General features: G+C 54.2%; 24 protein-coding genes. 10 read left to right on the top strand and 14 right to left on the bottom strand.

The features are described 5' to 3' along the window. Positions 1-5: 5 nt before the first annotated feature. From F3J40_RS11785 to urtE, 6 genes are all read left to right on the top strand, one after another. Entirely contained in the window at positions 6-704 is a 699-nt protein-coding gene (locus F3J40_RS11785) for a GntR family transcriptional regulator (protein ID WP_167014819.1), read from the top strand. A 28-nt stretch (positions 705-732) separates the two neighbouring features. Further along, positions 733-2,001 (top strand): urea ABC transporter substrate-binding protein, encoded by a 1,269-nt coding sequence (urtA, locus tag F3J40_RS11790; RefSeq protein ID WP_017349092.1) that lies wholly within the window; start codon positions 733-735, stop codon positions 1,999-2,001. Between the two features lie 67 nt (positions 2,002-2,068). After that, a complete protein-coding gene (urtB, locus tag F3J40_RS11795; RefSeq protein ID WP_167014821.1) occupies positions 2,069-3,634 on the top strand; it encodes an urea ABC transporter permease subunit UrtB in 1,566 nt (521 codons plus the stop codon). Beyond that, on the top strand, positions 3,634-4,710 hold the full coding sequence (gene urtC, locus F3J40_RS11800; protein ID WP_167014823.1) for an urea ABC transporter permease subunit UrtC: 1,077 nt from the start codon (positions 3,634-3,636) through the stop codon (positions 4,708-4,710). The genes urtB and urtC overlap by 1 nt, the downstream gene beginning before the upstream one ends. Beyond that, complete coding sequence (urtD, locus tag F3J40_RS11805) at positions 4,703-5,494, top strand: urea ABC transporter ATP-binding protein UrtD (protein WP_167014825.1); 792 nt, start codon at positions 4,703-4,705, stop codon at positions 5,492-5,494. Before urtC ends, urtD begins: the two co-directional genes overlap by 8 nt. A gap of 1 nt (position 5,495) precedes the next feature. Further along, positions 5,496-6,194 (top strand): urea ABC transporter ATP-binding subunit UrtE, encoded by a 699-nt coding sequence (urtE, locus tag F3J40_RS11810; protein WP_167014827.1) that lies wholly within the window; start codon positions 5,496-5,498, stop codon positions 6,192-6,194. A gap of 41 nt (positions 6,195-6,235) precedes the next feature. Here urtE and hpaC read toward each other — a convergent pair whose 3' ends face one another. From hpaC to F3J40_RS11860, 10 genes are all read right to left on the bottom strand, one after another. Beyond that, positions 6,236-6,745 carry a 4-hydroxyphenylacetate 3-monooxygenase, reductase component gene (gene hpaC, locus F3J40_RS11815; protein ID WP_167014829.1) on the bottom strand — a complete coding sequence of 170 codons (510 nt, stop codon included), beginning with the start codon at positions 6,743-6,745 and terminating at the stop codon, positions 6,236-6,238. Positions 6,746-6,756: 11 nt separating this feature from the next. Further along, complete coding sequence (gene hpaB / locus F3J40_RS11820; protein WP_167014831.1) at positions 6,757-8,319, bottom strand: 4-hydroxyphenylacetate 3-monooxygenase, oxygenase component; 1,563 nt, start codon at positions 8,317-8,319, stop codon at positions 6,757-6,759. A gap of 220 nt (positions 8,320-8,539) precedes the next feature. After that, entirely contained in the window at positions 8,540-9,409 is an 870-nt protein-coding gene (gene hpaA, locus F3J40_RS11825) for a 4-hydroxyphenylacetate catabolism regulatory protein HpaA (protein WP_167014833.1), read from the bottom strand. Next, on the bottom strand, positions 9,406-10,776 hold the full coding sequence (hpaX, locus tag F3J40_RS11830) for a 4-hydroxyphenylacetate permease (protein ID WP_167014835.1): 1,371 nt from the start codon (positions 10,774-10,776) through the stop codon (positions 9,406-9,408). The genes hpaA and hpaX overlap by 4 nt, the downstream gene beginning before the upstream one ends. Before the next feature lie 17 nt (positions 10,777-10,793). After that, on the bottom strand, positions 10,794-11,591 hold the full coding sequence (gene hpaI / locus F3J40_RS11835) for a 4-hydroxy-2-oxoheptanedioate aldolase (RefSeq protein ID WP_369410942.1): 798 nt from the start codon (positions 11,589-11,591) through the stop codon (positions 10,794-10,796). Between the two features lie 12 nt (positions 11,592-11,603). Then, complete coding sequence (hpaH, locus tag F3J40_RS11840; protein ID WP_167014839.1) at positions 11,604-12,407, bottom strand: 2-oxo-hept-4-ene-1,7-dioate hydratase; 804 nt, start codon at positions 12,405-12,407, stop codon at positions 11,604-11,606. 17 nt (positions 12,408-12,424) lie between these two features. After that, complete coding sequence (locus tag F3J40_RS11845; protein WP_017349081.1) at positions 12,425-12,805, bottom strand: 5-carboxymethyl-2-hydroxymuconate Delta-isomerase; 381 nt, start codon at positions 12,803-12,805, stop codon at positions 12,425-12,427. 52 nt (positions 12,806-12,857) lie between these two features. Further along, positions 12,858-13,928 (bottom strand): 3,4-dihydroxyphenylacetate 2,3-dioxygenase, encoded by a 1,071-nt coding sequence (gene hpaD, locus F3J40_RS11850; protein ID WP_017349080.1) that lies wholly within the window; start codon positions 13,926-13,928, stop codon positions 12,858-12,860. Between the two features lie 61 nt (positions 13,929-13,989). Then, positions 13,990-15,444, bottom strand: a complete 1,455-nt coding sequence (hpaE, locus tag F3J40_RS11855) for a 5-carboxymethyl-2-hydroxymuconate semialdehyde dehydrogenase (RefSeq protein ID WP_017349079.1) — start codon at positions 15,442-15,444, stop codon at positions 13,990-13,992. Then, positions 15,441-16,724, bottom strand: coding sequence for a fumarylacetoacetate hydrolase family protein (locus tag F3J40_RS11860; RefSeq protein ID WP_167014841.1), 1,284 nt, complete (start codon positions 16,722-16,724; stop codon positions 15,441-15,443). Before F3J40_RS11860 ends, hpaE begins: the two co-directional genes overlap by 4 nt. 344 nt (positions 16,725-17,068) lie before the next feature. Here F3J40_RS11860 and hpaR point away from each other — a divergent pair, with 344 nt between their 5' ends. Both hpaR and F3J40_RS11870 read left to right on the top strand, forming a co-directional pair. Further along, positions 17,069-17,521, top strand: a complete 453-nt coding sequence (gene hpaR / locus F3J40_RS11865; protein ID WP_167014843.1) for a homoprotocatechuate degradation operon regulator HpaR — start codon at positions 17,069-17,071, stop codon at positions 17,519-17,521. A gap of 177 nt (positions 17,522-17,698) precedes the next feature. Continuing rightward, positions 17,699-19,318, top strand: a complete 1,620-nt coding sequence (locus tag F3J40_RS11870; protein WP_167014845.1) for an ABC transporter substrate-binding protein — start codon at positions 17,699-17,701, stop codon at positions 19,316-19,318. A gap of 53 nt (positions 19,319-19,371) precedes the next feature. Here F3J40_RS11870 and F3J40_RS11875 read toward each other — a convergent pair whose 3' ends face one another. Next, positions 19,372-20,574 carry an MFS transporter gene (locus tag F3J40_RS11875; RefSeq protein WP_167014847.1) on the bottom strand — a complete coding sequence of 401 codons (1,203 nt, stop codon included), beginning with the start codon at positions 20,572-20,574 and terminating at the stop codon, positions 19,372-19,374. A 103-nt stretch (positions 20,575-20,677) separates the two neighbouring features. On the opposite strand from F3J40_RS11875, the gene F3J40_RS11880 reads away from it, so the two are divergent. Next, entirely contained in the window at positions 20,678-21,583 is a 906-nt protein-coding gene (locus F3J40_RS11880; protein ID WP_167014849.1) for a LysR family transcriptional regulator, read from the top strand. Here the strand turns inward: F3J40_RS11880 and F3J40_RS11885 are convergent. The 3 genes from F3J40_RS11885 to F3J40_RS11895 form a co-directional block, all read right to left on the bottom strand. Next, on the bottom strand, positions 21,580-21,846 hold the full coding sequence (locus F3J40_RS11885) for a DksA/TraR family C4-type zinc finger protein (protein WP_167014851.1): 267 nt from the start codon (positions 21,844-21,846) through the stop codon (positions 21,580-21,582). The genes F3J40_RS11880 and F3J40_RS11885 overlap by 4 nt on opposite strands. 67 nt (positions 21,847-21,913) lie before the next feature. Then, positions 21,914-22,669: an SgrR family transcriptional regulator gene (locus F3J40_RS11890; RefSeq protein ID WP_167014852.1), complete on the bottom strand. Its 756-nt coding sequence runs from the start codon at positions 22,667-22,669 to the stop codon at positions 21,914-21,916. 44 nt (positions 22,670-22,713) lie between these two features. Then, positions 22,714-23,592, bottom strand: a complete 879-nt coding sequence (locus F3J40_RS11895) for an SgrR family transcriptional regulator (RefSeq protein WP_167014854.1) — start codon at positions 23,590-23,592, stop codon at positions 22,714-22,716. Positions 23,593-23,784: 192 nt separating this feature from the next. Here F3J40_RS11895 and F3J40_RS11900 point away from each other — a divergent pair, with 192 nt between their 5' ends. Continuing rightward, complete coding sequence (locus F3J40_RS11900) at positions 23,785-24,489, top strand: ribulose-phosphate 3-epimerase (RefSeq protein WP_167014856.1); 705 nt, start codon at positions 23,785-23,787, stop codon at positions 24,487-24,489. Positions 24,490-24,506 lie beyond the last annotated feature (17 nt).

A 24,506-nucleotide genomic window follows, 5' to 3' on the forward strand; every position in this document is an offset into this window, starting at 1 on the left:
ATCCCATGAATCAAAGCCCACGCAGTAAAGGCCGCCCGGAAGCGCTGGCGGAGAAGGTGTATCAGGCACTGAAACAGGACATTTTTGAGTTTCGCCTCATGCCCGGTGACCGCTTCAGCGAAAACGAAATCGCTGAGCGGCTGGAGGTGAGCCGTACCCCGGTGCGTCAGGCGCTGTTCTGGCTGGAACGCGAGGGCTATGTCGAAGTGTGGTTCCGCAGTGGCTGGCAGGTGAAGCCGTTCGACTTCGAATACTTCGAGGAGTTGTACGACTTCCGTACCGTGCTGGAACGCGAAGCGGTGCGCCGCCTGTGTGCGCTGCCGCCGCTGTCCTGTGCCGAGACCCTCAGCGCGTTGAAAAGCTTCTGGATGGATGCGGCCCAGCTAGAAGACGGCAAAGCGGTGTCGCTGCAAGACGAAGCGTTTCATATGGCGCTGGTCGCCGCCGCCGGCAATCAGGAGATGGCGCGCATCCACGCCGAGTTGACCGAAAAAATCCGCATTATCCGCCGTCTCGACTTCACGCGAGATGACCGGGTCGATGCGACATACCGTGAACACGCCCAGATTTTACGGGCAATTTTCCAGCAACACACCGAGGAGGCGCAACGCATTTTAACTGACCATATCGCGGTCAGTAAGGCAGAGGTCAGAAAGATCACATTGCATATGTTACAGCAGGCCAGGCTTCAACCCATTGAATAACAACATCAACATATTTAGGGGTTTAACAATGAAAAGACGTTCGTTGCTAAAAGCTTTTGCGCTCACCGCCACTGTGGCAAGTCTGGGGTTTACCTTTGGTGCCCAGGCCGCTGACACCATCAAGGTTGGCATCCTCTCTTCACTGTCCGGCACCATGGCGATTTCAGAGACACCGTTAAAAGATATGGCGTTGATGACCATTGATGAGATTAACGCGCAAGGCGGTGTGTTGGGCAAAAAGCTGGAACCGGTGGTGGTTGACCCGGCGTCAAACTGGCCGCTGTTTGCCGAGAAAGCACGCCAACTGCTGACGCAAGACAAAGTCGCTGCGGTGTTTGGTTGCTGGACTTCTGTTTCACGCAAGTCGGTGTTACCGGTGTTTGAAGAACTGAACGGTCTGTTGTTCTACCCGGTGCAGTATGAAGGGGAAGAGATGTCACCGAACATCTTCTATACCGGCGCTGCGCCTAATCAGCAGGCCATTCCGGCGGTGCAATACCTGATGAGTGAAGACGGCGGGGCGGCCAAACGCTTCTTCCTGCTGGGTACTGATTACGTCTATCCACGCACTACCAATAAAATTCTGCGTGCGTTCCTGCATAGCAAAGGGGTGCAGGATAAAGATATCGAAGAAGTTTATACCCCGTTTGGCTACAGCGATTATCAAACCATTGTTTCTAATATCAAGAAATTCTCTGCTGGCGGTAAAACGGCAGTGATCTCCACCATCAACGGCGATTCCAATGTGCCGTTCTACAAAGAGCTGGCTAACCAGGGCATCAAAGCCACGGATATTCCGGTGATTGCCTTCTCGGTCGGTGAAGAGGAGCTGCGTGGCATTGATACCAAACCGCTGGTCGGGCAGTTAGCGGCGTGGAACTACTTTGAGTCCGTGGATAACCCCACCAACGCCAAATTTGTTGCGGATTATCGTGCCTATGCCAAAGCGCATAACCTGCCGAATGCAGACACCGTGGTGACCAATGACCCGATGGAAGCGACCTATGTCGGCATTCACATGTGGGCCCAGGCCGTCGAGAAGGCGGGGACCACGGATGTGGATAAGGTGCGGGCAGCGATGGCTGGCCAGACGTTCAAAGCACCAGACGGTTTCACCCTGACCATGGATAAAACCAACCACCATCTGCATAAGCCGGTGATGATTGGCGAAGTCGAGGATAACGGCCAGTTCAACGTGGTGTGGCAGACCGATAAACCGGTCCGCGCGCAGCCGTGGAGTCCGTATATCGCAGGCAATGATAAGAAGCCGGATTATCCGGTGAAATCGACCCAGTAGCGTGCTGATGCCCTCACCCACAGGGTGAGGGCGTCAAGCCGCACCAACGACAAACAGGATCATCACCATGACAATCCGCCGTTATCTTTGCTGTCTGCTGCTGCTCCTGCCATGGCTCGCCCAGGCGGGCGATGGCGCTGACTTTGCCGCCGCCAGCCGTAATCAACAGGCGACGCTGCTGCAACAATGGGCCGCATCGCCACAGGCCAGCCGCGTGCCACTGTTACAGGCGCTGCGCAACGAAAGCGTAGTCATCGACCAAAACAAACAGCCGTTCGATAAACAGGCTGACAAACTGCTCCCGTTGGATAGCGCTCAGCAACCCACGGGCGAAACGAAAAAACTGTTTATGAATAACCGGCTGCGCCAACTGATTGCCAGCGCGCTCGCGGCGCATCAGTTGGTAAGCCAAGATCCGGCAGTTCGCCTTCGCGCCGCCCAACAGCTGCAAAACGATGGCGCTGCCGATCAACTCCCGCTTATTCAACAGCGCCTGGCGACAGAAAAAGATCCCGAGGTTCATCGGGTGCTTGCGATGGCAGCGGCCAATCTGCAACTGGCCAGTCCGGATGCTGCCGTACGCCTTGACGCCGTCACCCTGTTGGGGGCGTCGAGCGACCCTAATATGCAGGCCAGTCTCAATCGTTTAACCCAGGTCAGCAATGAGCCTGACGCCCAGGTTCGCGCAGCGGCTAGCCACAGTCTTCAACAGATCAAGCATCGCCTGATGTGGGGCGACTGGTTAGGACAGGCGTTTACCGGCCTCTCCCTTGGCTCCATTTTGCTGCTTGCCGCACTTGGCCTTGCGATCACCTATGGTCTGCTCGGCGTGATCAATATGGCTCATGGCGAGATGCTGATGCTGGGGGCCTATGCAACGTGGATGGTGCAAAGCCTGTTTCAGCAATTCGCGCCCCAGTGGCTGGCCTGGTATCCGCTTCTGGCACTGCCGGTGGCATTCCTGATCACCGCTATGATGGGGATGCTGCTGGAACGCCTGATTATCCGCCATCTGTATGGTCGCCCGTTAGAGACGCTGCTGGCGACCTGGGGCATCAGCCTGATGCTGATTCAATTAGTCCGCGTAATGTTTGGTGCGCAGAACCTCGAAGTGTCTAATCCTGGCTGGCTCTCTGGCGGCTGGCAGGTGTTGCCAAACCTTGTTCTGCCTTATAACCGCATCGCGGTGATTGGCTTTGTGTTTGTGGTTCTGGCACTGACCTGGCTGCTGCTGAACAAAACCCGGCTCGGCCTTAGCGTACGTGCTGTTACCCAGAACCGCACCATGGCGGGCTGTTGTGGGGTGCCGACCGGGCGCATCGATATGCTGGCATTTGGCCTGGGCTCCGGGATTGCTGGCCTGGGCGGTGTTGCACTGTCGCAACTCGGCAACGTCGGGCCGGAATTGGGGCAGGGTTATATCATCGACTCCTTCCTGGTGGTGGTATTGGGGGGAGTGGGGCAACTGGCGGGTACGGTAGTTGCCGCCTTTGGTCTGGGCATTCTGAATAAAGTGCTGGAGCCACAGATTGGCGCGGTGCTGGGCAAAATCCTGATCCTGGTATTGATCGTCCTGTTTATTCAAAAACGTCCGCAGGGATTATTTGCCTTCAAGGGGAGGGTAATCGACTGATGAGCCAGCCACTGACATTAACACTCGCCCGTAAAGCGCCACGACTGAGCTGGTGCTGCGGGATCATCATCACCCTGATGTTACTGGTGATGCCATTTCTGGCACTTTTACCGGCCAGCCATCCGTTGGCGGTCTCTACCTATACGTTGACGCTGGTCGGCAAGATCCTCTGCTATGCCATTGTGGCGGTGGCTTTGGATCTGGTGTGGGGCTATGCCGGTCTGCTTTCGCTGGGCCACGCCCTGTTTTTTGCCTTGGGTGGCTATGCCATGGGCATGTACCTGATGCGCCAGGCGGCAGGGGACCAGCTTCCGGCGTTCATGTCCTTTTTATCGTGGGACAAATTGCCCTGGTTCTGGGCGGGAACCGAGCATTTCGCGTGGGCGTTGTGCCTGATTGTGCTGGTGCCCGGCGGATTAGCGCTGCTGTTCGGCTTCTTTGCGTTTCGATCGAAGATTAAAGGGGTCTATTTTTCTATCATGACCCAGGCACTGACTTATGCTGGCATGTTGCTGTTCTTCCGTAATGAAACGGGGTTTGGTGGCAACAACGGCTTTACGGGTTTTACCACCCTTCTGGGATTTGAAATCACCGCCACCACCACCCGTATTGGCCTGTTCGTCTGTACCGTGTTGCTTTTGTTGGCAAGCCTCGGCGTTGGGTTTGCCCTGGCGCGCAGCAAGTTTGGTCGCGTGTTGACGGCGGTGCGGGATGCAGAAAACCGCTTAATGTTTATTGGCTACGATCCCAAAGGGTTCAAGCTGTTTGTCTGGACGCTATCCGCCATGCTGTGTGGTCTGGCGGGGGCGCTGTATGTGCCGCAGGTAGGCATTATTAATCCGGGAGAAATGTCGCCGACTAACTCCATTGAAGCTGCGATTTGGGTGGCGCTGGGCGGTCGAGGTACTTTGATTGGCCCGTTGCTGGGGGCTGCGATTGTGAATGGGGCCAAGAGTTGGTTTACCGTGGCTTTCCCGGAGTATTGGCTGTTCTTTCTCGGACTGATGTTTATCCTCGTCACGCTGTTCTTGCCGCGTGGTGTAATTGGCCTGCTGCGCCGGAGGCGTAATGACTGAACCGCTATTTACTCAGCCCCATCCAGCCGACCGCTACCGCGATCAGCGTGATCCGGTACTGCAACTGGAGAAAGTGAATGTGTCGTTTGATGGTTTTCGCGCGCTGACCGATTTGTCACTCAAGATCGGTGTTGGCGAGTTGCGTTGCGTTATCGGTCCCAACGGGGCGGGCAAAACCACACTGATGGATGTGATCACCGGGAAGACCCGACCTGACAACGGCCAGGTGATCTATGACCAGGACACGGATCTCACTCGCCTGTCATCGGTGGAGATCGCGCGGTCAGGCATTGGCCGTAAGTTTCAGAAACCCACGGTATTTGAAGCGCTAACGGTATTCGAGAACCTGGAAATTGCCTTAAAGACCGATAAGTCGGTATGGGCCAGCTTGCGCGCCAGGCTCAACGGCGAACAGCATGATCGCATTGATGAGGTGTTGAAACTGCTGCGACTGGGTGGCGAACGGCAGCGTATGGCCGGTTTGCTCTCCCACGGGCAAAAGCAATTTCTGGAAATTGGCATGTTACTGGTGCAGGACCCGCATCTGCTGCTGCTCGATGAACCGGCGGCAGGCATGACCGATGCAGAAACCGAGTACACCGCAGAGCTGTTTCGCAGCCTGGCGGGCCAGCATTCACTGATGGTGGTGGAACACGATATGGGCTTTGTCGAAACCATCGCCGATCACGTGACGGTACTGCATCAGGGACAGGTGTTGGCGGAGGGATCGTTACGCGAAGTACAGGCTAACGATCGGGTTATCGACGTTTATTTGGGGCGCTGACATGTTACAGGTTTCTGAACTGAATCAATATTATGGCGGTAGCCACATTTTGCGCGGCCTCTCATTTGAAACCCGACCGGGAGAAATTACCTGCTTGCTGGGGCGTAATGGGGTAGGAAAAACCACCTTGCTGAAATGTCTGATGGGATTAATTCCGGCTAAATCCGGTGAGATCCGCTGGCAGGAGAAGCTGATAAACCAGCGCAAATCCCATCAGCGGGTGCAAGCGGGCATGGCTTATGTGCCACAGGGAAGAGAGATCTTCCCCCGGCTGACGGTGGAAGAGAACCTGTTACTCGGGCGAGCGCGCTTTACCGGCCGTGCAGCGAAACACGTCCCCGAGGAGATCTACCAACTGTTTCCGGTGCTACAGGAGATGAAGCTGCGGCGCGGTGGCGATCTCTCCGGCGGACAACAGCAGCAACTGGCGATTGGTCGCGCACTGGCCTGTCAGCCGCAATTGCTGATTCTTGATGAACCCACAGAGGGCATTCAGCCTTCGGTGATCAAAGAGATTGGGGCGGTGATTCGTCACCTCGCCCAGCGGGGAGACATGGCGATTCTGCTGGTGGAGCAGTTTTATGATTTTGCTGCTGAACTGGCCGATCACTATCTGGTGATGTCTCGTGGTGAAATTATTCAGCGTGGCAGCGGTAAAAACATGGAGGCCGACGGCGTCAGGCAGTTGGTGGCGATCTGACGCCATAAAAAAACCCGGCTGAGCCGGGTTTTTGTCAGGTATCAAGCCGGTACGCTGTGCGGCGTAGCGTGAAACTCACGTTTGAAGTAGATCAGTCCCTGGCCTTCACTGGCCAGCGTAATCTGTTTCACTTCCAGCAGATAGACGCGGTGAGTGCCGATGGTCTGAATCTGCTGGATTTCCCCTTCCAGGCTCGCCAGTGCCTGTTGCAGAATTGGCTGTTGCAGCGCGCCTTCACGCCAGCCATCCAGGGTAAAACGCTGCTCCATCGTCAGTTCGGTCATGCCCGCAAAGTGGCGGGCCATCTCTTCCTGTTGGTGATTCAGCACGTTAACGCACATTCTGCCATTCTCCTCAAAGACCGGCACCATGGCGCTACGGTTATTAATACACACCAGTAGCGTTGGAGGGGTATCGGTCACCGAGCAGACGGCGGTCGCGGTAATCCCACAGCGTCCTGCGCTGCCCTGGGTCGTGACGATGTTCACCGAAGCTGGCAGGCTTGCCATTGCGTCACGGAAATTCAGACGATGCTGTTCTTGCGTAGACATATCTACCTCTCTTACTTCAGTAAACGATCAAGCTGATTGATATCGCTGTTGTTATGCAGATGTGGCACCGTCCAGCCGTCACGGTCGTAGTCCGCCAGGCAGCGATCCACCATCTCCATCATATTCTTCATGTTGCCGGAACCCTGAGCATGGCGCAGACACTGCAGGCGCACCTCATCCTGACTTCCGGCGTAGTTGATTTCGTACAACTCATGGCGGCCACCAAACTCGCTGCCCATTGCATCCCACATCAGTTTGAGGATCTTGATACGCTGCTCATGATCCATGCCGTTGGAGCCGCGTACATACTGTGCCAGGTACTGATCAATTTCAGGGTTTTGCAGATCGCGCACGCTGGAAGGCAAGTAGATCAGGCTGCTTGTCACGTTGCTTTCGATGATATTTTTAATCTTCGCGTAGGCCATTGGCGCCATCACGCGGTAGGTCTGCATCGCCTGCATATCCGGCAGCCACGCGCCGTTTTTCCACGGCTGCGCCTCGGCGGCCATGGCATCGCTCAGTGACCAGAAGAGATTACGCCAGGCGACCACTTCACCCAGCGAAGCCTGCACGCCACGGAACTCCATCACGCCGGAACATTCGAGGCTTTTTTGCAGCAGCGCGGTGACAAAATCGAGTTTCACCGCCAGGCGAACACAGGCCTGCATCGGGTAGAGACGGGCGAAACCGGCTTCGACGCTCCAGCGGCGACAGCGATCAAAGTCACGGTAGATCAGCACGTTCTCCCACGGGATCAAGACCTTGTCCATCACCAGGATCGCGTCATTTTCATCAAAACGGCTGGAGAGCGGGTAGTCAAACGGGCTACCGGTGGCACCGGCTACCAGCTCATAAGAGGCGCGGGAGATCAGCTTCACGCCATCGGCATCCATGGGCGCAACAAACATCAGGGCGAAATCGGGGTTATCACCCATGACCTGCGCGGAGCCAAAGCCGATAAAGTTGTAGTGGGTCAGCGCTGAGTTGGTGGCAACCACTTTTGCGCCGCTGACGATAATGCCCGCATCGGTCTCTTTCTCGACCTTGATGTACACATCTTTCACTTCATCAGCAGGTTTGTGGCGATCGATCGGTGGGTTAACAATCGCGTGGTTAAAATACAGGCCCGCTTCCTGAATGCGTTTATACCAGTGGCGCGCGTTGTCAGCGTATTCACCGTAGAACTCCGGGTTTGCCCCGAGCGAGCAACCAAAAGCCGCTTTGTAGTCTGGTGTACGCCCCATCCAGCCGTAAGTCAGGCGGGACCAGTCGGCGATTGCGTCACGTTGCTGGCGAATCTCATCCGCTGAACGGGCGAAGCGGAAGGTGCGGTGGGTATAGCCGCCGTTGCCGGTATCGGTTTGCCAGCACAGTTTGTCGTGGCTTGCAGGAGCGTGCAACGCATCATACAGCGTGGAGATCGAACCGGCCGCATTGCGAAACGCCGGATGCGTGGTGACATCTTTGACCCGTTCACCATAAATATAAATTTCACGGCCATCTTGCAGGCTGTTAAGAAACTCTTTGCCGGTGAAGGGGCGGTTAGTCGCAGCGCGATGATCTTCAGGTTTCATGATATTACCTCACAAAAGGGTGACGCTTCGGGTACAAACGCCGGGTTGTTATATGAATGTATTGTTCCTGTTAATTGATTTAAGCGCTGGATCGACGCTGTCGGAAGAGACGTTTCAGGGGAAAGCCGGTACTTTTCACCAGCGCGGGAGAAAGTGAGATCGACGTCAAACGAAAAAAGCGACGAGGGGGAAACCTCATCGCTTTATGGCGGGAAAGAAACTACTGCTGGCGAAACTGCGTCGGGGAACAGCCCGCCATTCGATGGAAAAAACGCGCGAAATAGGCCGGATCTTTATACCCCAGCGCGTAGGAGATCTGGTTGACGCTTTCGCTGCTGTAACGCAGCTGGCGCTTGGCTTCACGCAGCACGCGTTCAAAGATCAACTTTTTGGGCGATTGATTAGCGAACCGGCGGCACATTTCAGTGAGCCGGGATTCGCTCAGCCCCAGCTCGCGCGCGTAGTCCGGTACCGTGAGATGCTGGCGGAAGCAATCATCTATCATACGGTTAAAGCGCTGGAACTGGCGCATCTCTCCGCGAATACCGCTGACGGCAATCTCCTCGGGGGGCGTTTCACGCAGTACCAGGGTAAACACCGCCTGGGCCAGTGCGTTCAGCAGCAGCTCCCGCCCCGGCGAATTTTGCTGAAACTCCGCCGCAATCAGCGGCCAGTAGTGGTGCAGCGCCTCCAGTGTCGCTGGGGCCGACTCCAGCGACAGGCAAATGCCAGAGCGATTGATCGCATCGGCTTTGCCTGGCCACAGCTTCTCCACCAGCGGCCAAATCAGCTCCTGGCGTACGGTCAGCACGTGACCATCACTGTCTGATTCGGTGATAAAGGCATGGGGCACGGAGGGCGGCGTGAGCACAAACAGCGGCGCCTTCAAATCATAAAAATGTTCATCCAGTTGCAGAGTGATCTTCCCGGTGACCAGAACGTGCAGCTGAAAAGAGCGATCGTGCCAATGGGGATGCATATCACGGCCAAAGAAGCTGGCGAGGCGGGCAAATGTTTCGTAATGCACCTCCTCGCTGGCGTGGTCGGGCTGATACACCTTGCCAATATCAATATTCTCAAAGCTACTCATTGTGTCTCCTGAGGAAGGGGGCCTGACTGCTGCGCAGAGGAGACGGAGGAAGGTTTACGCACGTTCATCGGTATTTTGGTCAACACCAGCGCCCCTAGCACCAGCAGCCCTGCGACAAACCACAATCCCGCACTGAAACTGCCTGTTGTGTCGCGCAGGATGCCAATCAGCAGGGGGCTAACAGCAGAACCGACATTGCCCATGGCATTGATCACCGCCAGTGCTAACGCCCGAGCGGTAAAGCTGATCGCCTGGTCCGGGGTGGTCCAGAAGATCGCCATGGCGGTAAAGGCGGCAGAGGAGGCAATCACAATGCCCAGCAGTTGCAGCAGCGGATGGGCACTTGCCGAGGCCAGCAGCCAGCCGACTGCCGCCATCAGGTAGGGCAAAATGGTATGGCGCTTGCGCTCCTGCAAACGGTCTGAGCGGCGGCTCCACCAAATCATGCAGAGGATGGTGCAGAGCTGAGGGATTGCGGCTAGCACGCCGATCACGATATTACTGCTGCCTTCATTGAAGCTTTTCAGGATCTGCGGCGTCCAGATATTGATCGCACTCAGGGTGTTGGTCAGGCAAAAGTAAGCCAGCGTGTAGAGCAGCACCGTAGAAGTCAAAACTTCACGCCACAGCGGTTTACGCGTGGAAAAATTGGGCTTAGGAATTTCCCGCTCACGATCCAACATGGCGATCAGCGCCCGTTTCTCATCACCGTCTAACCAACGCGCCTGTGCGGGTTTATCATCCAGAAAAAACCAGGTCACAATCCCCAGCAGGACTGAGGGTAAGCCTTCCAGCAGGAACAACCACTGCCAGCCTTTGAGATCCCACAGGCCATCCAGCGCGAGAATATAACCAGAGAGCAACGAGCCAATCATCATGGTGACCGGCATCGCAATCATAAACAGGGCATTAGCCCTGGCGCGATAATACGCCGGGAACCACCAGGTGAGATAAACCAAAATGCCCGGCAGAAAGCCCGCCTCGGCAATCCCTACCAGCATGCGCAACAGATAGAGCGTATGGGCATTGGTGGCAAATAGCGTGCAGGTAGAAGCGATGCCCCACAGCACCATGATGCTGGCAATCCATCGGCGTGCGCCAACAATGCCCAGCATGATGTTACTGGGGATACCGCAGATCACGTAGGTGACATAGAACAACGTGGCCGCCAGACCGAACATGGTGGATGTCAGACCGAGGTCTTTACCCATGGTCAGCCCGGCAAAGCCGATATTGATGCGGTCAAGAAAGGAGAAAACAAACAGGACGAATAAAAACACAATCAGACGCCGAAAGAGCTTTTTCACAACACGTTGTTCAGTGGCAGAAACGTTAGCATCAAAGGATTGTTGCGTTGAAGTCGTCATGGTTTTCTCCCGGTAGCTTAGTAGACTGACTGCTGACCGTCGGTTGACTGTGAAAGGGAAGAGGTAAAACGGGCTGCCAATGCTTCAGCACTGCGTGCTAATAGCGTGGTATCGACGCCGACCGCAACAAACAGCGCCCCCCGTTGTAGATAGCGCTGAGCCTGCGCTTCATTCGCCATCAGGATGCCTGGCGCTTTGTTGGCCGCGAGAATCTTCTCAATACACCGGTCAATGGTGGCCTGAACTTCAGGATGTGCCGGATTACCCATATAGCCCATGTCGGCACTGAGGTCCGCCGGGCCAATGAACACCCCATCAACACCCTCTACGGCGAGGATTTCATCAAGGTTGGCGACGCCTTCACGGGTTTCGATCTGCACCAGCACACACATCTCATCATCGGCCTGTTGCAGATAGTTCGGCACCCGGTTCCAGCGTGAGGCGCGGGCGAGGGCGCTGCCCACGCCACGGATACCGCGCGGTGGATAATGACAGGCCTTTACCGCGTTACGCGCGTCTTCCGCGTTCTGTATCATTGGGATCAGCAGCGTTTGTGCGCCGGTATCCAGCAGCTGTTTGATGATCACCGCATCGTTCCACGGCGGTCGCACGACCGGCTGGCTGGCGTAAGGCGCTATCGCCTGGAGTTGACCGAGCACGGAACGCACGTCGTTGGGCGCATGTTCGCCATCAATCAACAACCAGTGAAATCCGGCACCGGCCACTACTTCAGCACTGTAGCTACTGGCCAGGCCAAGCCATAGGCCAATTTGCGGTTGCTTCGCCGCCAACGCTTGCTTAAACGTATTGATTATCATCGCTTTTCCTCAAACGAAGCGGCAGCTGATAGCACCCATCACGCCGTAATCTACGTGGAAGGTGTCACCTCTGCGCGCGGCAACCGGACGGGTAAATGAACCCCCTAAGATGATTTGTCCCGCTTCCAGCTCCACGTCATGCGGGGCCAGTTTATTGGCCAGCCAGGCCACACCGTTGGCCGGATGGTTCAGCACGGCAGCGGCTACGCCTGACTCTTCAATGACGCCATTGCGATACATCAGCGCTGAAATCCAGCGCAGGTCTAGCACATCAGGTTTGATCGGACGGCCACCCATCACTACCCCGGCATTGGCGGCGTTGTCTGAGATGGTGTCGAACACTTTACGTGGGCGTTGGCTTTCCGGATCGATACCGTGGCAGCGTGCATCAATGATCTCCAGCGCCGGGATGATGTAATCCGTGGCGTTGTAGACATCAAACATCGTGCAGTTGGGGCCGCGCAGCGGTTTAGCTAAGACGAAAGCCAGTTCGACCTCAACGCGCGGAACAATGAAACGATCAATGGGAATATCGCTGCCGTCGTCAAAGAACATGTCATCGAGCAAGGCACCGTAATCCGGTTCGCTGATTTGTGAACTGGCTTGCATGGCCTTGGACGTCAAACCGATCTTATGGCCTTTCAATACCCGGCCTTCGGCAATTTTGGTGGCAACCCACTGACGCTGAATGGCATAGGCATCGTCAATGGTCATGTCGGTGTGACGCAGAGAAAGCTGGCGCGTCTGCTCACGTTTCTGCTCCGCCTGGTGCAGTTCGTGGGCCAGCGCTTTGATGGTGGCGTTATCTAACACGGGAGATTCCTTACAGGTTAGCGAAACAGCGCATGGACGTTGTTATGCTTGAAGTTCAGCACCGGATGCAGCTCTTCCAGCACCAGCGACAGTGCCAGATAGCGTTCTGCGCTGAGCGCCGCAAAGTGTTGTTTTATCTTTTCAAACAGCGCGGCAATCACTGGCTGGAGCTCATCCAACTGACGGCCATGGCCGATCTTGAGTGTCATATGCACAAAGGCGTAATCGTGTTTGCCATCCGCCATCTGCCAGGTATCGATCCAGTGGGCGCGACTGCGGATGCCACCCAGCGGGAAAATACCGCTGTCGGCAAGGTGGCGGTTAACCTCAGCAAACAGGCCAGGAAGATCGGCCTGCTGGCGAATGTTTTCAGTGCACTCGGCGATAAAGTGGGGCATAGCGAACTCCTGAAAGAAGGAGGCTGCGGTGGACAGGACCGCAGCCTGAGGATTAGAGCGTGTTACCGAGCTTATAACCGGCTTCTTCATCCCCTTTGCGGGTATAGGAGAAGCCATCGGCGCCGATGGTCACGGCCATTTCGCTGGTGTGTTCACGTTCACGCACCGGTTGTGGTTTGCCATCGAGGTCCAGCACCAGTGATCCGTCGGTGTACCAGCTTGGGACCACAGGCGTTCCCCACCAGTCACGACGCTGATTGTCATGCACATCCCAGCTCACTACCGGGTTGTCTGGATCGCCGGTGTAGTAATCCTGGGTATAGATCTCAATGCGGTGCCCGTCTGGATCGCGAATATAGAGATAGAAGGCATTAGAGACGCCGTGACGGCCAGGGCCACGCTCAATCATGTCTGATTTACGCAGCGCCCCGAGCTTGTCGCAGATCGCCAGAATGTTGTGTTTCTCATGGGTAGCGAAAGCAATATGGTGCATACGTGGGCCTGCACCGCCGGTCATCGCGGTATCATGTACCGTTGATTTACGGCGCACCCAGGCGGCATACACGGTGCCTTTATCATCGCGGATATCTTCGGTGACGCGGAAACCCAGTCCCTCGATGTATTCCAGTGCACGCGGCACATCTGGCGTGATCTGGTTAAAGTGGTCAAGACGCACCAGTGCGCCTGGGGTATAGAGTTCATAACGCCACGCCAGGCGTTCTACGTGCTGCACGTCATAGAAGAATTCGTAAGGGAAGCCGAGCGGGTCTTCAACGCGCACGGAGTCACCAATGCCTTTCACGAAACCGTTCACGCGGCGTTCGGTTTTGCATCCCAGCGCCTTGTAGTAAGCCTCAGCGCGATCCACATCTTCCGGGCTACGGACACGGAAAGCGAAAGCGGCAACGGCAGCCACCGGGCCTTCACGCAGCACGATATTGTGATGGATAAACTCTTCCAGCGAACGCAGATACAGCGTCTTGTCATCTTCTGCGGTCACATGCAGACCGAGAATATCCACGTAAAATTCGCGCGACGCTTTCAGGTTCGTGACCTGAATTTCCATATAGGCGCAGCGCAGTACATCAGGCGCGGGTAGGCCGGTAGTTAATTTTGTTGTCATCGTAAAACTCTCAGTAGGGTAACAATGTGCCTCTCCAGCGCGTGGAGAGACTGAACCGGGATTAGATGCCCCATTTCGGGATTGGGTGGTCGCCAAAGGAGATGCAGACGTTCTTCATCTCAGCAAACACTTCGAAGCTGTATTCGCCGCCTTCACGTCCGGTTCCTGAGGCTTTGACGCCGCCAAACGGCTGGCGCAAGTCACGGACGTTCTGGGTGTTGACGAAGACCATGCCGGCCTCAATGCTGCGCGAGATACGCAGGACTTTGCTGACATCCTGAGTCCAGAGATAAGAGGCGAGGCCATATTCAACGTCATTGGCCAGACGCAGACCTTCTGCTTCATCTTTGAAAGGCAGCAGACAGGCAACCGGGCCAAAGATTTCTTCCTGCGCGATGCGCATGCGGTTGTCCACATCGGCAAACACCGTAGGGCGCAGATAGTTACCCTGGCTCAGGCCTTCTGGCTTGTCCGGGCCGCCCGCTAACAGGGTGGCACCTTCTTCGATACCAAGACGGATATAACCGGAGACTTTTTCCCAGTGCTGCGGGCTGATCAACGCGCCGACCTGGGTTTCAGGATTGGTTGGGTCGCCGACGCGCAGGCGATTGGCACGCTCAGCAAAACGGCGTACGAATTCCGGGTAGATACTCTGCTGAATAAAGATGCGTGAGCCTGCGGTGCAACGTTCACCGTTGATGGAGAAGATGGTAAACAGCGCCGCATCCAGGGCGCGATCAATGTCTGCATCTTCAAAAATCAGCACCGGGGACTTACCACCCAGCTCCATCGAGTATTTTTTCAGACCTGCGGTCTGCATGATTTTCCGGCCGGTTGCGGTGCCACCGGTAAAGGAGATAGCGCGCACGTCATGGTGGCGCACCAACGCATCACCCGCGGTGTTGCCATAACCCTGCACCACGTTGAGTACGCCCGCCGGAATACCGGCCTCAAGCGCCAGTTCACCCAGACGGTCGGCAGTCAGCGGTGAAAGCTCCGACATTTTTAAGACGGCGGTGTTACCCAGCGCCAGGCAGGGCGCGGTTTTCCACGTGGCGGTCATAAACGGCACGTTCCACGGTGACACCAGCGCGCAGACGCCCACCGGCTGGATCAGCGTGTAGTTCATCATCTTGTCGTCAACCGGATAGGTGCGACCGTTCATCTGCTGGCAGATTTCTGCGAAGAACTCAAAGTTGTGCGAGGCGCGTGGGATCAGCACGTTTTTGGTCTGATGGATCGGCAGGCCGGTATCGGCGGTTTCCATCGCGGCGATTTCTGGCACGTTTTTGTCGATCAACTCACCGAGGCGGTTCATCAGACGTGCGCGCTCTTTCATAGGGGTGTTGGCCCATTTCGGGAACGCATTTTTAGCGGCTTCAACGGCCTGATGAATCTCTTTTTCCCCGCCAGACGCCACTTCGGCTAACACTTCGCCATTGGCAGGATTGACGGTAGTGAAGTAGTCGTTGCTGGCGACGCTTTTGCCGTCAATCCAGTGGTTAATCTTTTTCATTTCAGGCTCTCCTCAAACGCTTTTTCACTGACAATCCGGTTGGTTAAACGGCCTACGCCTTCAACTTCCACCACCACTTCGTCGCCGGGTTTCACATCCGCCAGCCCTTTTGGCGTGCCGGTGGCGATCATGTCGCCTGGCTGTAACGTCATGAAGCTGCTCAGATACTCAATCAGGTAGGCAACGTCGAAGACCATGTCATGCGTGGTGCCGGATTGGGTCAGTTGGCCGTTAACAAAGGTTTTGAGTTGCAGGTTCTGCACGTCCGGGATGGCATCACGCGGCGTAATTTTGGGTAACAGTGGCGTCAGCGTGTCGCGGCTTTTTACGCGCAGGTTAGGGCGGTAGTAGTTTTCCAGGTAGTCACGTACCGCGTAGTCGTTGCAGACGGTGTAGCCCTGCACATATTGCAATGCTTCGGCGCGGCTGACGTTGCGCGCGGTTTTGCCGATCACCACCACCAGTTCGGCTTCGTAGTGCATATATTCGAGATTGTCTGGACGTACGCTAACGCTGTGATCGCCCGTTATGGTGTTGGCTGCCTTGATGAATACCAGCGGCTCTTCCGGTGCTTTGAAGTCCAGTTCACTGGCGTGATCGGCGTAGTTCAGGCCCAGAGCAAACAGCGTTGGCTGACCGTCCGGCTGGCTGGCAATCACGGCATCAGCGGTAAAGCGGGTGTGCAGCGAAGGGAGCCCGGCTGCGCTAATCACCACGTCATCGCCCGGTGCTAGCTCAACGCGTACCTGCGGGGTACCCAGCAAAATTACGTCCCCGGCCTGCAAGGTGGCGAAATCGCTCAGCGCGGCAATTAATTCGGCCGCATTACGGTGCAACTCGGCGGTGGACCAGCGCTGGCGCTCGACGCCATTGACGGTGGTGAGGATTTGCACATTGCTGACGTCCTCCAGCATTGCCACTTCGCCAATCGGGCAGAAGCCATCACGGCATTTCGCCTGAATGGCGGGGCGATAGAAGCTCTCCTCCGCCAGGCTGACATCATTGGCCAGTGCATACCCGGCGATAAACTTCGCGGCATCGCCCACGGCAACTTTACGTGCCGTTTTGCTAATCACCACCGCAAGGGTACCGCCGCTGTAGGTGGTTAACTGCGGCGGCAGTTGTACCGCATCACCGTTAGCTCGCAGGGTATTGCGCGGTTTAATGAACCAGACCGGGGTTTTCGGCGGCGTTTTGTAGGGAGCTTCATGAAAGCGTTCATCCCAGGCTGCTGTTTGCGAGCCATGATTGAGCGCAACAGCAAATACGGACCTTTTCATTGCGATTCCTTGTAGCTGTGAGGGCATCTACGCCACATCGTTAACATGTTAATGAATTATTATTAGATCGGAGTTGTGGAGGTGGTCAAGACGGTGAAAAAGGGGGTGAAATTGAATTTTTCGGACAAAAAACAGGATTATATTACTAATAATCATGTGGTTATGATTTGTATGAACCTGGGTGTGTTATTTTTTTGTTAATTTATTTGTGATGGCGATCACTTTATTAAGTTGTTAACATTATGCTTTTGTGAAGCTGTGTCATTATTTGCAGATAGGCATGTGAGTTGCATCACCCTATACTGCGTAACTCATCCTTAAACCAATCCTGAACGGTGCTGAATATGTATGATTCCCTGACCATTGCCTTGCTCCAGGCGCGTGAAACGGCGATGGGCTACTTCCGTCCGATTTTGAATCGCTACAACCTGACGGAGCAGCAATGGCGCATCATTCGTATTCTGGCGGAACACCGGTCACTGGATTTTCACGACCTGGCGCAGCAGGCTTGTATTTTGCGCCCCAGCCTGACCGGCATTCTGACCCGGCTGGAACGTGATGGGCTGGTGTTTCGTCTCAAACCGCTGAACGACCAACGTAAACTGTTTGCTTCACTGACGCCGAGCGGCGTCGAGTTGTATCAGCAAGCGTGTAGCGAAATAGATGCGGGTTACCAGCAGATTGAGCAGCAATTTGGGCCGCAACAGATGCAGCAGCTTAAAGCGTTATTACACACGTTTAATACCTTGCGTCCTGAAGAGTGTGAAGAGGGCAACCCGCAGGCGATCAATGGCTAAATAGCACGCCATATTTAAGCACAATGCTGTTTATTATCCATTCTATGCAGGTATTGTGATTTTACTCTGTCAACGCTCTCATCAATAATCATTCGTCATTTTTCTATTCATATTAGACATTTTTAATCTGGCTAATGACCCTCCGGGATTATTTCGCAACCTGTCGATGAGAGTATTATGAAATATTCACTAAGTGCTGTCGCACTGTTGGTTATATCTGGCTTACACCCCCTTTACGCCGCCGATAATGCTGCTGAAAAACCGCAGCAGGGGGGAGATTTCGTCTGGGGGATTGAAACCAATCCCACTACACTGAATCCACAGTTTAACGGTCAGACGAAAGTGGAGCTGGTGCAGCGTGCAGCGTTTGAGTCCCTGCTGGCGCGCAAAGCCGATGGTAGCTATATTCCCTGGCTCGCTACCGGCTATGAAATCAGCAAAGATAATAAGACATACACATTCCACTTACGTCAGGATGTGACGTTCTCTAATGGCGAAAAGTTTAATGCGGCTGCGGTTGCTGAGAATTTCCATAATCTGCAAAACCTGACTTATTGTGCAGGCTCCACCATGTGCGTGATTGGCTCACGCATTGCGAGTATCACTACCCCTGATGAATATACGGTGAGCGTGACGTTAAAAGAAGTCTATAGTCCGTTTCTTTCGTATATTAGCTGGCTGAAATTACTCTCGCCATCGTCATGGAAACAGCCAGACCTGAAACAAGGCGGACCGGATATTTATGGCACCGGGCCATTTATCCTGAAACGCTGGGATAAGAATCAGCAAATTGTTTTTGTACGTAATCCAAATTATCACTGGTCTTCCGGGAATGCGCATCACCAGGGACCGGCGTATCTCAACAGTATTACCTATCGTATTTTACCGGAGTCTTCGGTGCGAACCGGCGCGCTGTTATCCGGTCAGGTTGATGCTATTGAGGGCATCTCAGGTAATGATGCGGGTGAATTTATCGATAATCCCGATTTTAGCTACCAGAGCGCACCCAACACGGGGACGCCTTACACCCTGTTCCTGAATATCAAAGACGGGCCAACCAAAGAGTTAAATGTGCGACAAGCATTGCTCCAGGGGCTGGATATCGACAGCATTATCAAGTCGATTTACCGTGGTCACCGCGTACATAGCTGGGGGATCACCTCACCGATTGATCCGCTGTATGACAAGAGCATTGAGGGCAAATACGGTAATAATCCTCAGCTTGGCAATAAATTGCTGGATGAAGCCGGCTGGAACCTCAAGGGCAGCGATGGCATCCGCGTGAAGAATGGCGAGCGGCTGAGCATTCTGGTGGTGCAATCACAGGTTACGGTGCGCGATCAGCGAGATGTGTTGCTGGAAGCGGTGCAGGCGCAGGCTCGCCAGCGTTTAGGCATTGAGTTGAAAATCCGCTATGTCGATCCCGGTACCTATTATCAGTACATTAAGAATGGCAATTACGGCTCCATTCCAAATTCTCACGACGATACGGACGGCCTCGATCTGGAAAATCACTACCTGCCGATCGATGCCGGTGGCGCGATCAATTACAGCCGCACCGATGCACCGCAAGTCTCTGCCTGGCTGAACGATGCTGCACACACGCTGGACGAAGCCAAACGCAAAGCCATCTATAGCGAACTGCAAAATTACGCCATTCTTCAACAGGCGCTCGCGATCCCGCTGTACGCTCCGGATGATGAAATTGCCGCCGCGTCACATGTCCACGGCATTGGTTTCCGTACCTTCCGTCAGATCCCGGAAAATGCCTACGATGTGTGGGTAAGCAAAGATTAAGAAGGCTAAGGGCAGGGACGCCCTTTGGCCCTCAGTGGATTAAAAACCAACGGCTAACTTTGTATGATTGATGGTTGAAAACGTTTTGCCAGCTTCTTTTGCAGAATAATCACGACCATCGGGAAGCTTGATGCGCTTATTGCGCTTATCGTTAGTAAGGTGTTTGTATCCCTCTGTGTCATGCCGTGTTCAGGGAATAGTAGAGCGGACAGGAAAAAAGCTATGGTGGTCATTAAATACATTATTGATGTCTGCAATGAAGAGAATCCAGCTCGCTGTCCGCTATCCGGAAACTGCATCGTTAGCGTGGAAGAAGCCACCAGGCGACTATAAGATGCACCAAGGAAAAGAGTGATAAATAATACCGACTGCTGATAGCCCAGGAGAGGAATCAGCAAACTCAATATAAAGATGCTGGTTGAACCTGTTGCCAGAATGAAAGCGGAAAAACGAGAGGTCAACATACCGGTTACTTTTGTCGCCAGATAACCTGTAACACCGCCACCAAAGAACAACCAGGGTAGCTGGTCTGGCGCAGCCCCCAACTGTTGTAACATTAAGGGAACCAACACCGGCATGACCAGCATCGGGCTAAACTGTACCAGCGCATTACTGGAGGCAAACAGTAAGGTTTCCGTATCGAGACGCGGTATGTAGATCCTATCCGAAGAGACAGGGTCTTGAGGTATGGTAGAGACAATCAGTGGTAATGCTAACCAACAAAGTGCAGTTATCGACCACAGCGCGAGATGCCAACCAGCGTGGGTACACAGAAATAAAATAGCGGGTATTCCAACAATACTGACCAGCGCAAATGATGCAATCACCGTAGCCATCATTTTTCCGCGCACATCGGCCGGGGCGTTATTGATGACAATGCTGATTCCCACACCCATTGTGGTCCCGCCAACTACGCCTGCGCAGAATCGCAGCGCAAGCAGAAGATGAAAACTGGTCGTGAATGTCGTCAAAAGTGTCAGCAGGCCCAACAGTGCCATATTAACGATTAAAAAACGTTTCTTATTGCAACGTCCAATCCAGTAAAAGGCAATAATTCCCGAAAGGACCGCGCCGAACGTGTACATGCCGGACACGTAGCCGGAAAAAGAGATCGGGACGGCGAAATCTGCCGCCATAAAGGCAAAAACAGGATTGAACACCATATATTCCAGCGCATTAGTGAACTGGATAAACGCGATGACAATGGCTATTCGCATCAGCGAACGATGATTAAACGTCTGTGTGATAAGTGGCATAACAAGTCACTCAAGGATGAAAGAGATTCGAGTTTAGTTGCTATCAAATACGTTAACTACATGGTAAAAATGGCACTTACTCTTATCATAAATGGGATAGTTGATGCGCCCGGCCCTGGATTTTAATAGCCTTAAAGTGTTTGTTGCTGTCGTTGAAAAAGAGAGTTTTGTTGGGGCTTCGAAAGCCCTTGAAATGCCGACATCCAACGTCAGTCGTTGTATTTCTCAGTTAGAAGAAAAGCTGCACCTCCAGCTTATCGAGCGCAGCACGCGACATATGAAACTTACCGCTGCGGGGCAGTTGCTCTATCGCCGGGCGAAGCCACTACTGGAGGCACTGGAGCAAACCGAAACTGAGCTCACCTTGCGGCAAATGCAACTCAAGGGCCCCTTACGTCTCTGTATCCCCAATGAAATAGGACCGGCATTACTGGGTTCTGTCATCGCTGACTTCGCCTGTCAGTATCCTGATCTGGAGATCAGCTGTGTTACAAATTTGTCCGGCTTTGAATCGCTAAGAGATGACCTGGATCTAGCGATTATAGTTACCCGAGGTCAGATGGATGACAGTGATTATATCGCCCGCCATCTGGTGACTATCCCTTGCACGGTTGTGGCCGCACCCTCCGTTATTCAGCGCTATGGCACTCCCACGCATATCCGTCAATTGGAAGCATTACCCTGTATCACCACCGTAAGTGCACTGAAAGGGGCACCGTGGCAGTTCGTCAATGCCAGGGGAGGATTCGACACCGTCAAGGTGAATGGACATTATCGGGTAAACAGCGGGGAGATGGCGGGAAGGGCTGCGATTGCGGGTGTCGGTTTTGCCATTCTTTCGCAGCAAGCCTGCCAGCCTTTCATTAGCGATGGGCGTTTAATTGAGGTTGCGTTTGAACAGGCGGTCGCCCCACTGCAATTATTCGCTATTTATTCAGGTCGTCGCTTCTTACCTGCCAAAACAAGAGCGCTGATTGATTTTATCCATGGGCGATTGAACGCGGACTAACGCAACTGGCTGTCCTTGCTGCCGCGCCGGTTATATCCGCTGTGGCTGGCTTCGCGCTTATCGATTTTCTCCTGACAGTTGACGCAGTATTGCACACCCGGCAAAGCGCGACGTCGCGCTTCGGGTATCGGTTCGCCACAGTCTTCGCAGAATTCCGCACTCTCGCCGTGACGGAGATTGCTGCGGGCGCGTGCTATTGCATCATCGACCGTTGCATCGATCTGTTTCTGTACTGCACCATCTTCAGACCAGCCGCCTGCCATAACTGCCTCCTGCGTAAAGTGAATACCATTAACTATAGGCTACGGGATGTGCTGAAGAGAACAGGCATTATTCAATCCACACCTGACTAAAGTCTGGCCACCCCAGGGTGTTGGAATCCCGCCAGGTAAAAGCTGAATCAGATTCGTAATCCAGCCAGTGGTGGAACAGGGGAATGATCCACTTTCCACGGGTAATACTTCCGAAACAGGTTTCCAACGCCTGATGGAAGGTGTTGAACGGTTGTTGTGCTGATGCGGCGATACACACATCGAGATTGTGACGTAACGCATAGGGCAGTCTTTGCAGTGTTGGATCAACAACCAGCCAGTTTTTGTATGCACCGACGTCCTCAAAATCAACCATAAAGTTGGTGAGCCACAGATCAACGCCGGGGGCAGAGGATGTCATGTACGCCAGATATGAAAACTCCTCGACCCGGCATTCGATGCCTTTCTCATGCAATAGCGTGGCAATGCCCGCCGCAAGTTGACTGAGTTCGGGTTGCCTGAAGGTCGCCAGGACAACAGGGCGGTTAAGACCAAAAGCGGGATTGGTCATATTGTAGTCAATTTCGCGGTGGTTCCACCCCGGCAACATACCGGCAGAAAATGACAGTGCGCGGGCATAATCTTGCTTTAGCGCACTGCGCCGCAAGATATCCACGGGCTGGAGGAGGTCGTTGAGGAATTTACGCCACGCCGTGTCGGCACACTGGCCGTCAGCGTCGATCAGTAGGAAACTGGCACCCTGTTCGAGTTTTCGCTCTCTGGGTTTGTTGATCGCTTCCGGTTGGGTGGTGCGCAGCAGAGGAATGAAGCTCATGTTGATATCCTGGGTATCAAACCGATACACATTGACTTCATCTATCATTGGCGCAGCAAGATGGTAATGTCGGTTTTTACGGATGCAAAGCAGCTTGTCTGAATGCTCGGCAATCGAAAAAGGGCCGGTGCTAATGAGCTTGCCATTTGCGTTTTGAAAATTTTGGCGGGGATGGTTGCCAGTAATTCGGGTAGATGATTCAGTGGATGTCTGAGCTGGAATATAACCTTAAGATCGCCTTCAGTGGTTATTTCACGAATATCAGTGAACATCCCACGGAATACCAGCGACATGCGCGCATTATCAATACAACGTTTGATGTGCACCGCCGTGATCGCGCTGCCATCAGAGAAATGCAGCCCTTTGCGTAAAAAGAAGTGCCATTCCGTGTCGCCATTATGGCTGAGCCAGTAGTGGGCCAGGTCGGGAACCGCCTGAGCCTGGAAGGCATCGTAGCGTGACAGACCACAGAAGCATTGCCGAATAAGATGCCTTTCGGTGCGTCTTTGGGGCGACAGCGGCGTAAGCGTATCCACGGCACGGTAGTAGGGAATACGAATGCTGACTCCCTGACTGGTCACAAAGGTGCCAAAATTCTCCCGCACCAGTTCCTTGAGCCGTTTTTGACTGGACTCAAGCCGCTTCGCTGGAAACACATCGCGATCATCATCGATATATTCTTCGAGCCGGTTTTGCTCGATTTTCTGCGGCGTGACCAGAAAGCGTAATGTCGACTTTTTCCCCCGCCCGCGTGCCGGAACCCACTCCAGCCAGCCTCTGTCACTCATCTTGCTCAGAACATTTCGGGCATTGCACTTGCTGCTGCTGATAGCGGTCGCAATGTCATCGATTCTTAACGATTGCGCTTCATTGCCAGCAAACAGCAGATAGATGCGCTGGAAGTGATGATCGACACTGGGCATAAGTTTCCGCTTTTCATTTTTTCCGCTTTTAGTGCCTCTGAATGTAACCAAAATGTGATCTTTTTCAACTTTGCTTCCTATTTTATGCAATGGCGGAAGCTATTTTCCCGTTCTGAGGCGGCTTTTTATCGCCCCGTAGGCGAGCCAGTATAAATCCTGAAAACATAATCTCCTTCAATAACAGGAATCTGTATGCCGCATGCAAAAGTTCGTTTTGATATGAAAACCCTTCCTGCTGAACGACTGATGGCAGAACTCTCGTTGTGGTCAGCGGATTTGACCCGCTTAGCCGATGAGATTACCCGTGTTGATGAGTACGCCGACATCTACCACATCGACGTTTCCGATGGTCACTTTTCCCCTGCGTTTCTGTTTTTCCCTGATGTTGTCGCGCAGATCCGTCAGCTCACTCACAAGCCGCTACATGTGCATCTGATGGTTGACGATCGCATTCTGCTGGAGCAAATAGACCAGTTCGCCGAAGCCGGTGCCGACATCATTTCAGTCCATGCAGAAAACCAGCGGCTTGATCAGGCTTTAACACGCATTGAAGAGTACGGATGTGTACCGGGTCTGGTCCTTCAGCTTCCGACGCCGGTTTCAGCGGCTGAAACGTGGTTGCCCCGCGTAGGCATTCTCACCCTGCTTGGCACCTTGATGGGGGTGAAAGGTCAGGACCTCAGCGAGCAAGCCTGTGGCCGTTTGCATGAAGCGCGCCAGCTGATTGGCCGTTGCGGTGCGGAACATAGAATCCTGCTGGCTGCCGACGGAGCGATTCGAAGCCACACCGTGCCCGCACTGCGCGAAAGCGGGGCTGACACCGTAGTGATGGGATCGCTGGCATTCAACGCCTCTGACTACCGCGAAACGATGCTCTGGTCTCGCGCGCTGCGTTAATCGCCTTTCGATGCGTT

Origin of the sequence: Candidatus Pantoea multigeneris (genome assembly GCF_011752615.1) — a bacterium.
In the GTDB taxonomy this organism is placed as follows: domain Bacteria; phylum Pseudomonadota; class Gammaproteobacteria; order Enterobacterales; family Enterobacteriaceae; genus Pantoea; species Pantoea multigeneris.

Bases quoted from the DNA above. Each gene is read 5' to 3' on its own strand.
- hpaR (WP_167014843.1), top strand. From the start codon at position 17,069: ATGTATGATTCCCTGACCATTGCCTTGCTCCAGGCGCGTGAAACGGCG.
- urtA (WP_017349092.1), top strand. From the start codon at position 733: ATGAAAAGACGTTCGTTGCTAAAAGCTTTTGCGCTCACCGCCACTGTG.
- hpaB (WP_167014831.1), bottom strand. From the start codon at position 8,319: ATGAAACCTGAAGATCATCGCGCTGCGACTAACCGCCCCTTCACCGGC.
- F3J40_RS11880 (WP_167014849.1), top strand. From the start codon at position 20,678: ATGCGCCCGGCCCTGGATTTTAATAGCCTTAAAGTGTTTGTTGCTGTC.
- F3J40_RS11860 (WP_167014841.1), bottom strand. From the start codon at position 16,724: ATGAAAAGGTCCGTATTTGCTGTTGCGCTCAATCATGGCTCGCAAACA.
- F3J40_RS11885 (WP_167014851.1), bottom strand. From the start codon at position 21,846: ATGGCAGGCGGCTGGTCTGAAGATGGTGCAGTACAGAAACAGATCGAT.
- urtB (WP_167014821.1), top strand. From the start codon at position 2,069: ATGACAATCCGCCGTTATCTTTGCTGTCTGCTGCTGCTCCTGCCATGG.
- F3J40_RS11890 (WP_167014852.1), bottom strand. From the start codon at position 22,669: ATGAGCTTCATTCCTCTGCTGCGCACCACCCAACCGGAAGCGATCAAC.
- F3J40_RS11900 (WP_167014856.1), top strand. From the start codon at position 23,785: ATGCCGCATGCAAAAGTTCGTTTTGATATGAAAACCCTTCCTGCTGAA.
- urtD (WP_167014825.1), top strand. From the start codon at position 4,703: ATGACTGAACCGCTATTTACTCAGCCCCATCCAGCCGACCGCTACCGC.
- urtE (WP_167014827.1), top strand. From the start codon at position 5,496: ATGTTACAGGTTTCTGAACTGAATCAATATTATGGCGGTAGCCACATT.
- hpaA (WP_167014833.1), bottom strand. From the start codon at position 9,409: ATGAGTAGCTTTGAGAATATTGATATTGGCAAGGTGTATCAGCCCGAC.
- F3J40_RS11870 (WP_167014845.1), top strand. From the start codon at position 17,699: ATGAAATATTCACTAAGTGCTGTCGCACTGTTGGTTATATCTGGCTTA.
- F3J40_RS11845 (WP_017349081.1), bottom strand. From the start codon at position 12,805: ATGCCCCACTTTATCGCCGAGTGCACTGAAAACATTCGCCAGCAGGCC.
- hpaD (WP_017349080.1), bottom strand. From the start codon at position 13,928: ATGACAACAAAATTAACTACCGGCCTACCCGCGCCTGATGTACTGCGC.
- hpaE (WP_017349079.1), bottom strand. From the start codon at position 15,444: ATGAAAAAGATTAACCACTGGATTGACGGCAAAAGCGTCGCCAGCAAC.
- hpaX (WP_167014835.1), bottom strand. From the start codon at position 10,776: ATGACGACTTCAACGCAACAATCCTTTGATGCTAACGTTTCTGCCACT.
- F3J40_RS11875 (WP_167014847.1), bottom strand. From the start codon at position 20,574: ATGCCACTTATCACACAGACGTTTAATCATCGTTCGCTGATGCGAATA.
- F3J40_RS11785 (WP_167014819.1), top strand. From the start codon at position 6: ATGAATCAAAGCCCACGCAGTAAAGGCCGCCCGGAAGCGCTGGCGGAG.
- hpaC (WP_167014829.1), bottom strand. From the start codon at position 6,745: ATGTCTACGCAAGAACAGCATCGTCTGAATTTCCGTGACGCAATGGCA.
- F3J40_RS11895 (WP_167014854.1), bottom strand. From the start codon at position 23,592: ATGCCCAGTGTCGATCATCACTTCCAGCGCATCTATCTGCTGTTTGCT.
- urtC (WP_167014823.1), top strand. From the start codon at position 3,634: ATGAGCCAGCCACTGACATTAACACTCGCCCGTAAAGCGCCACGACTG.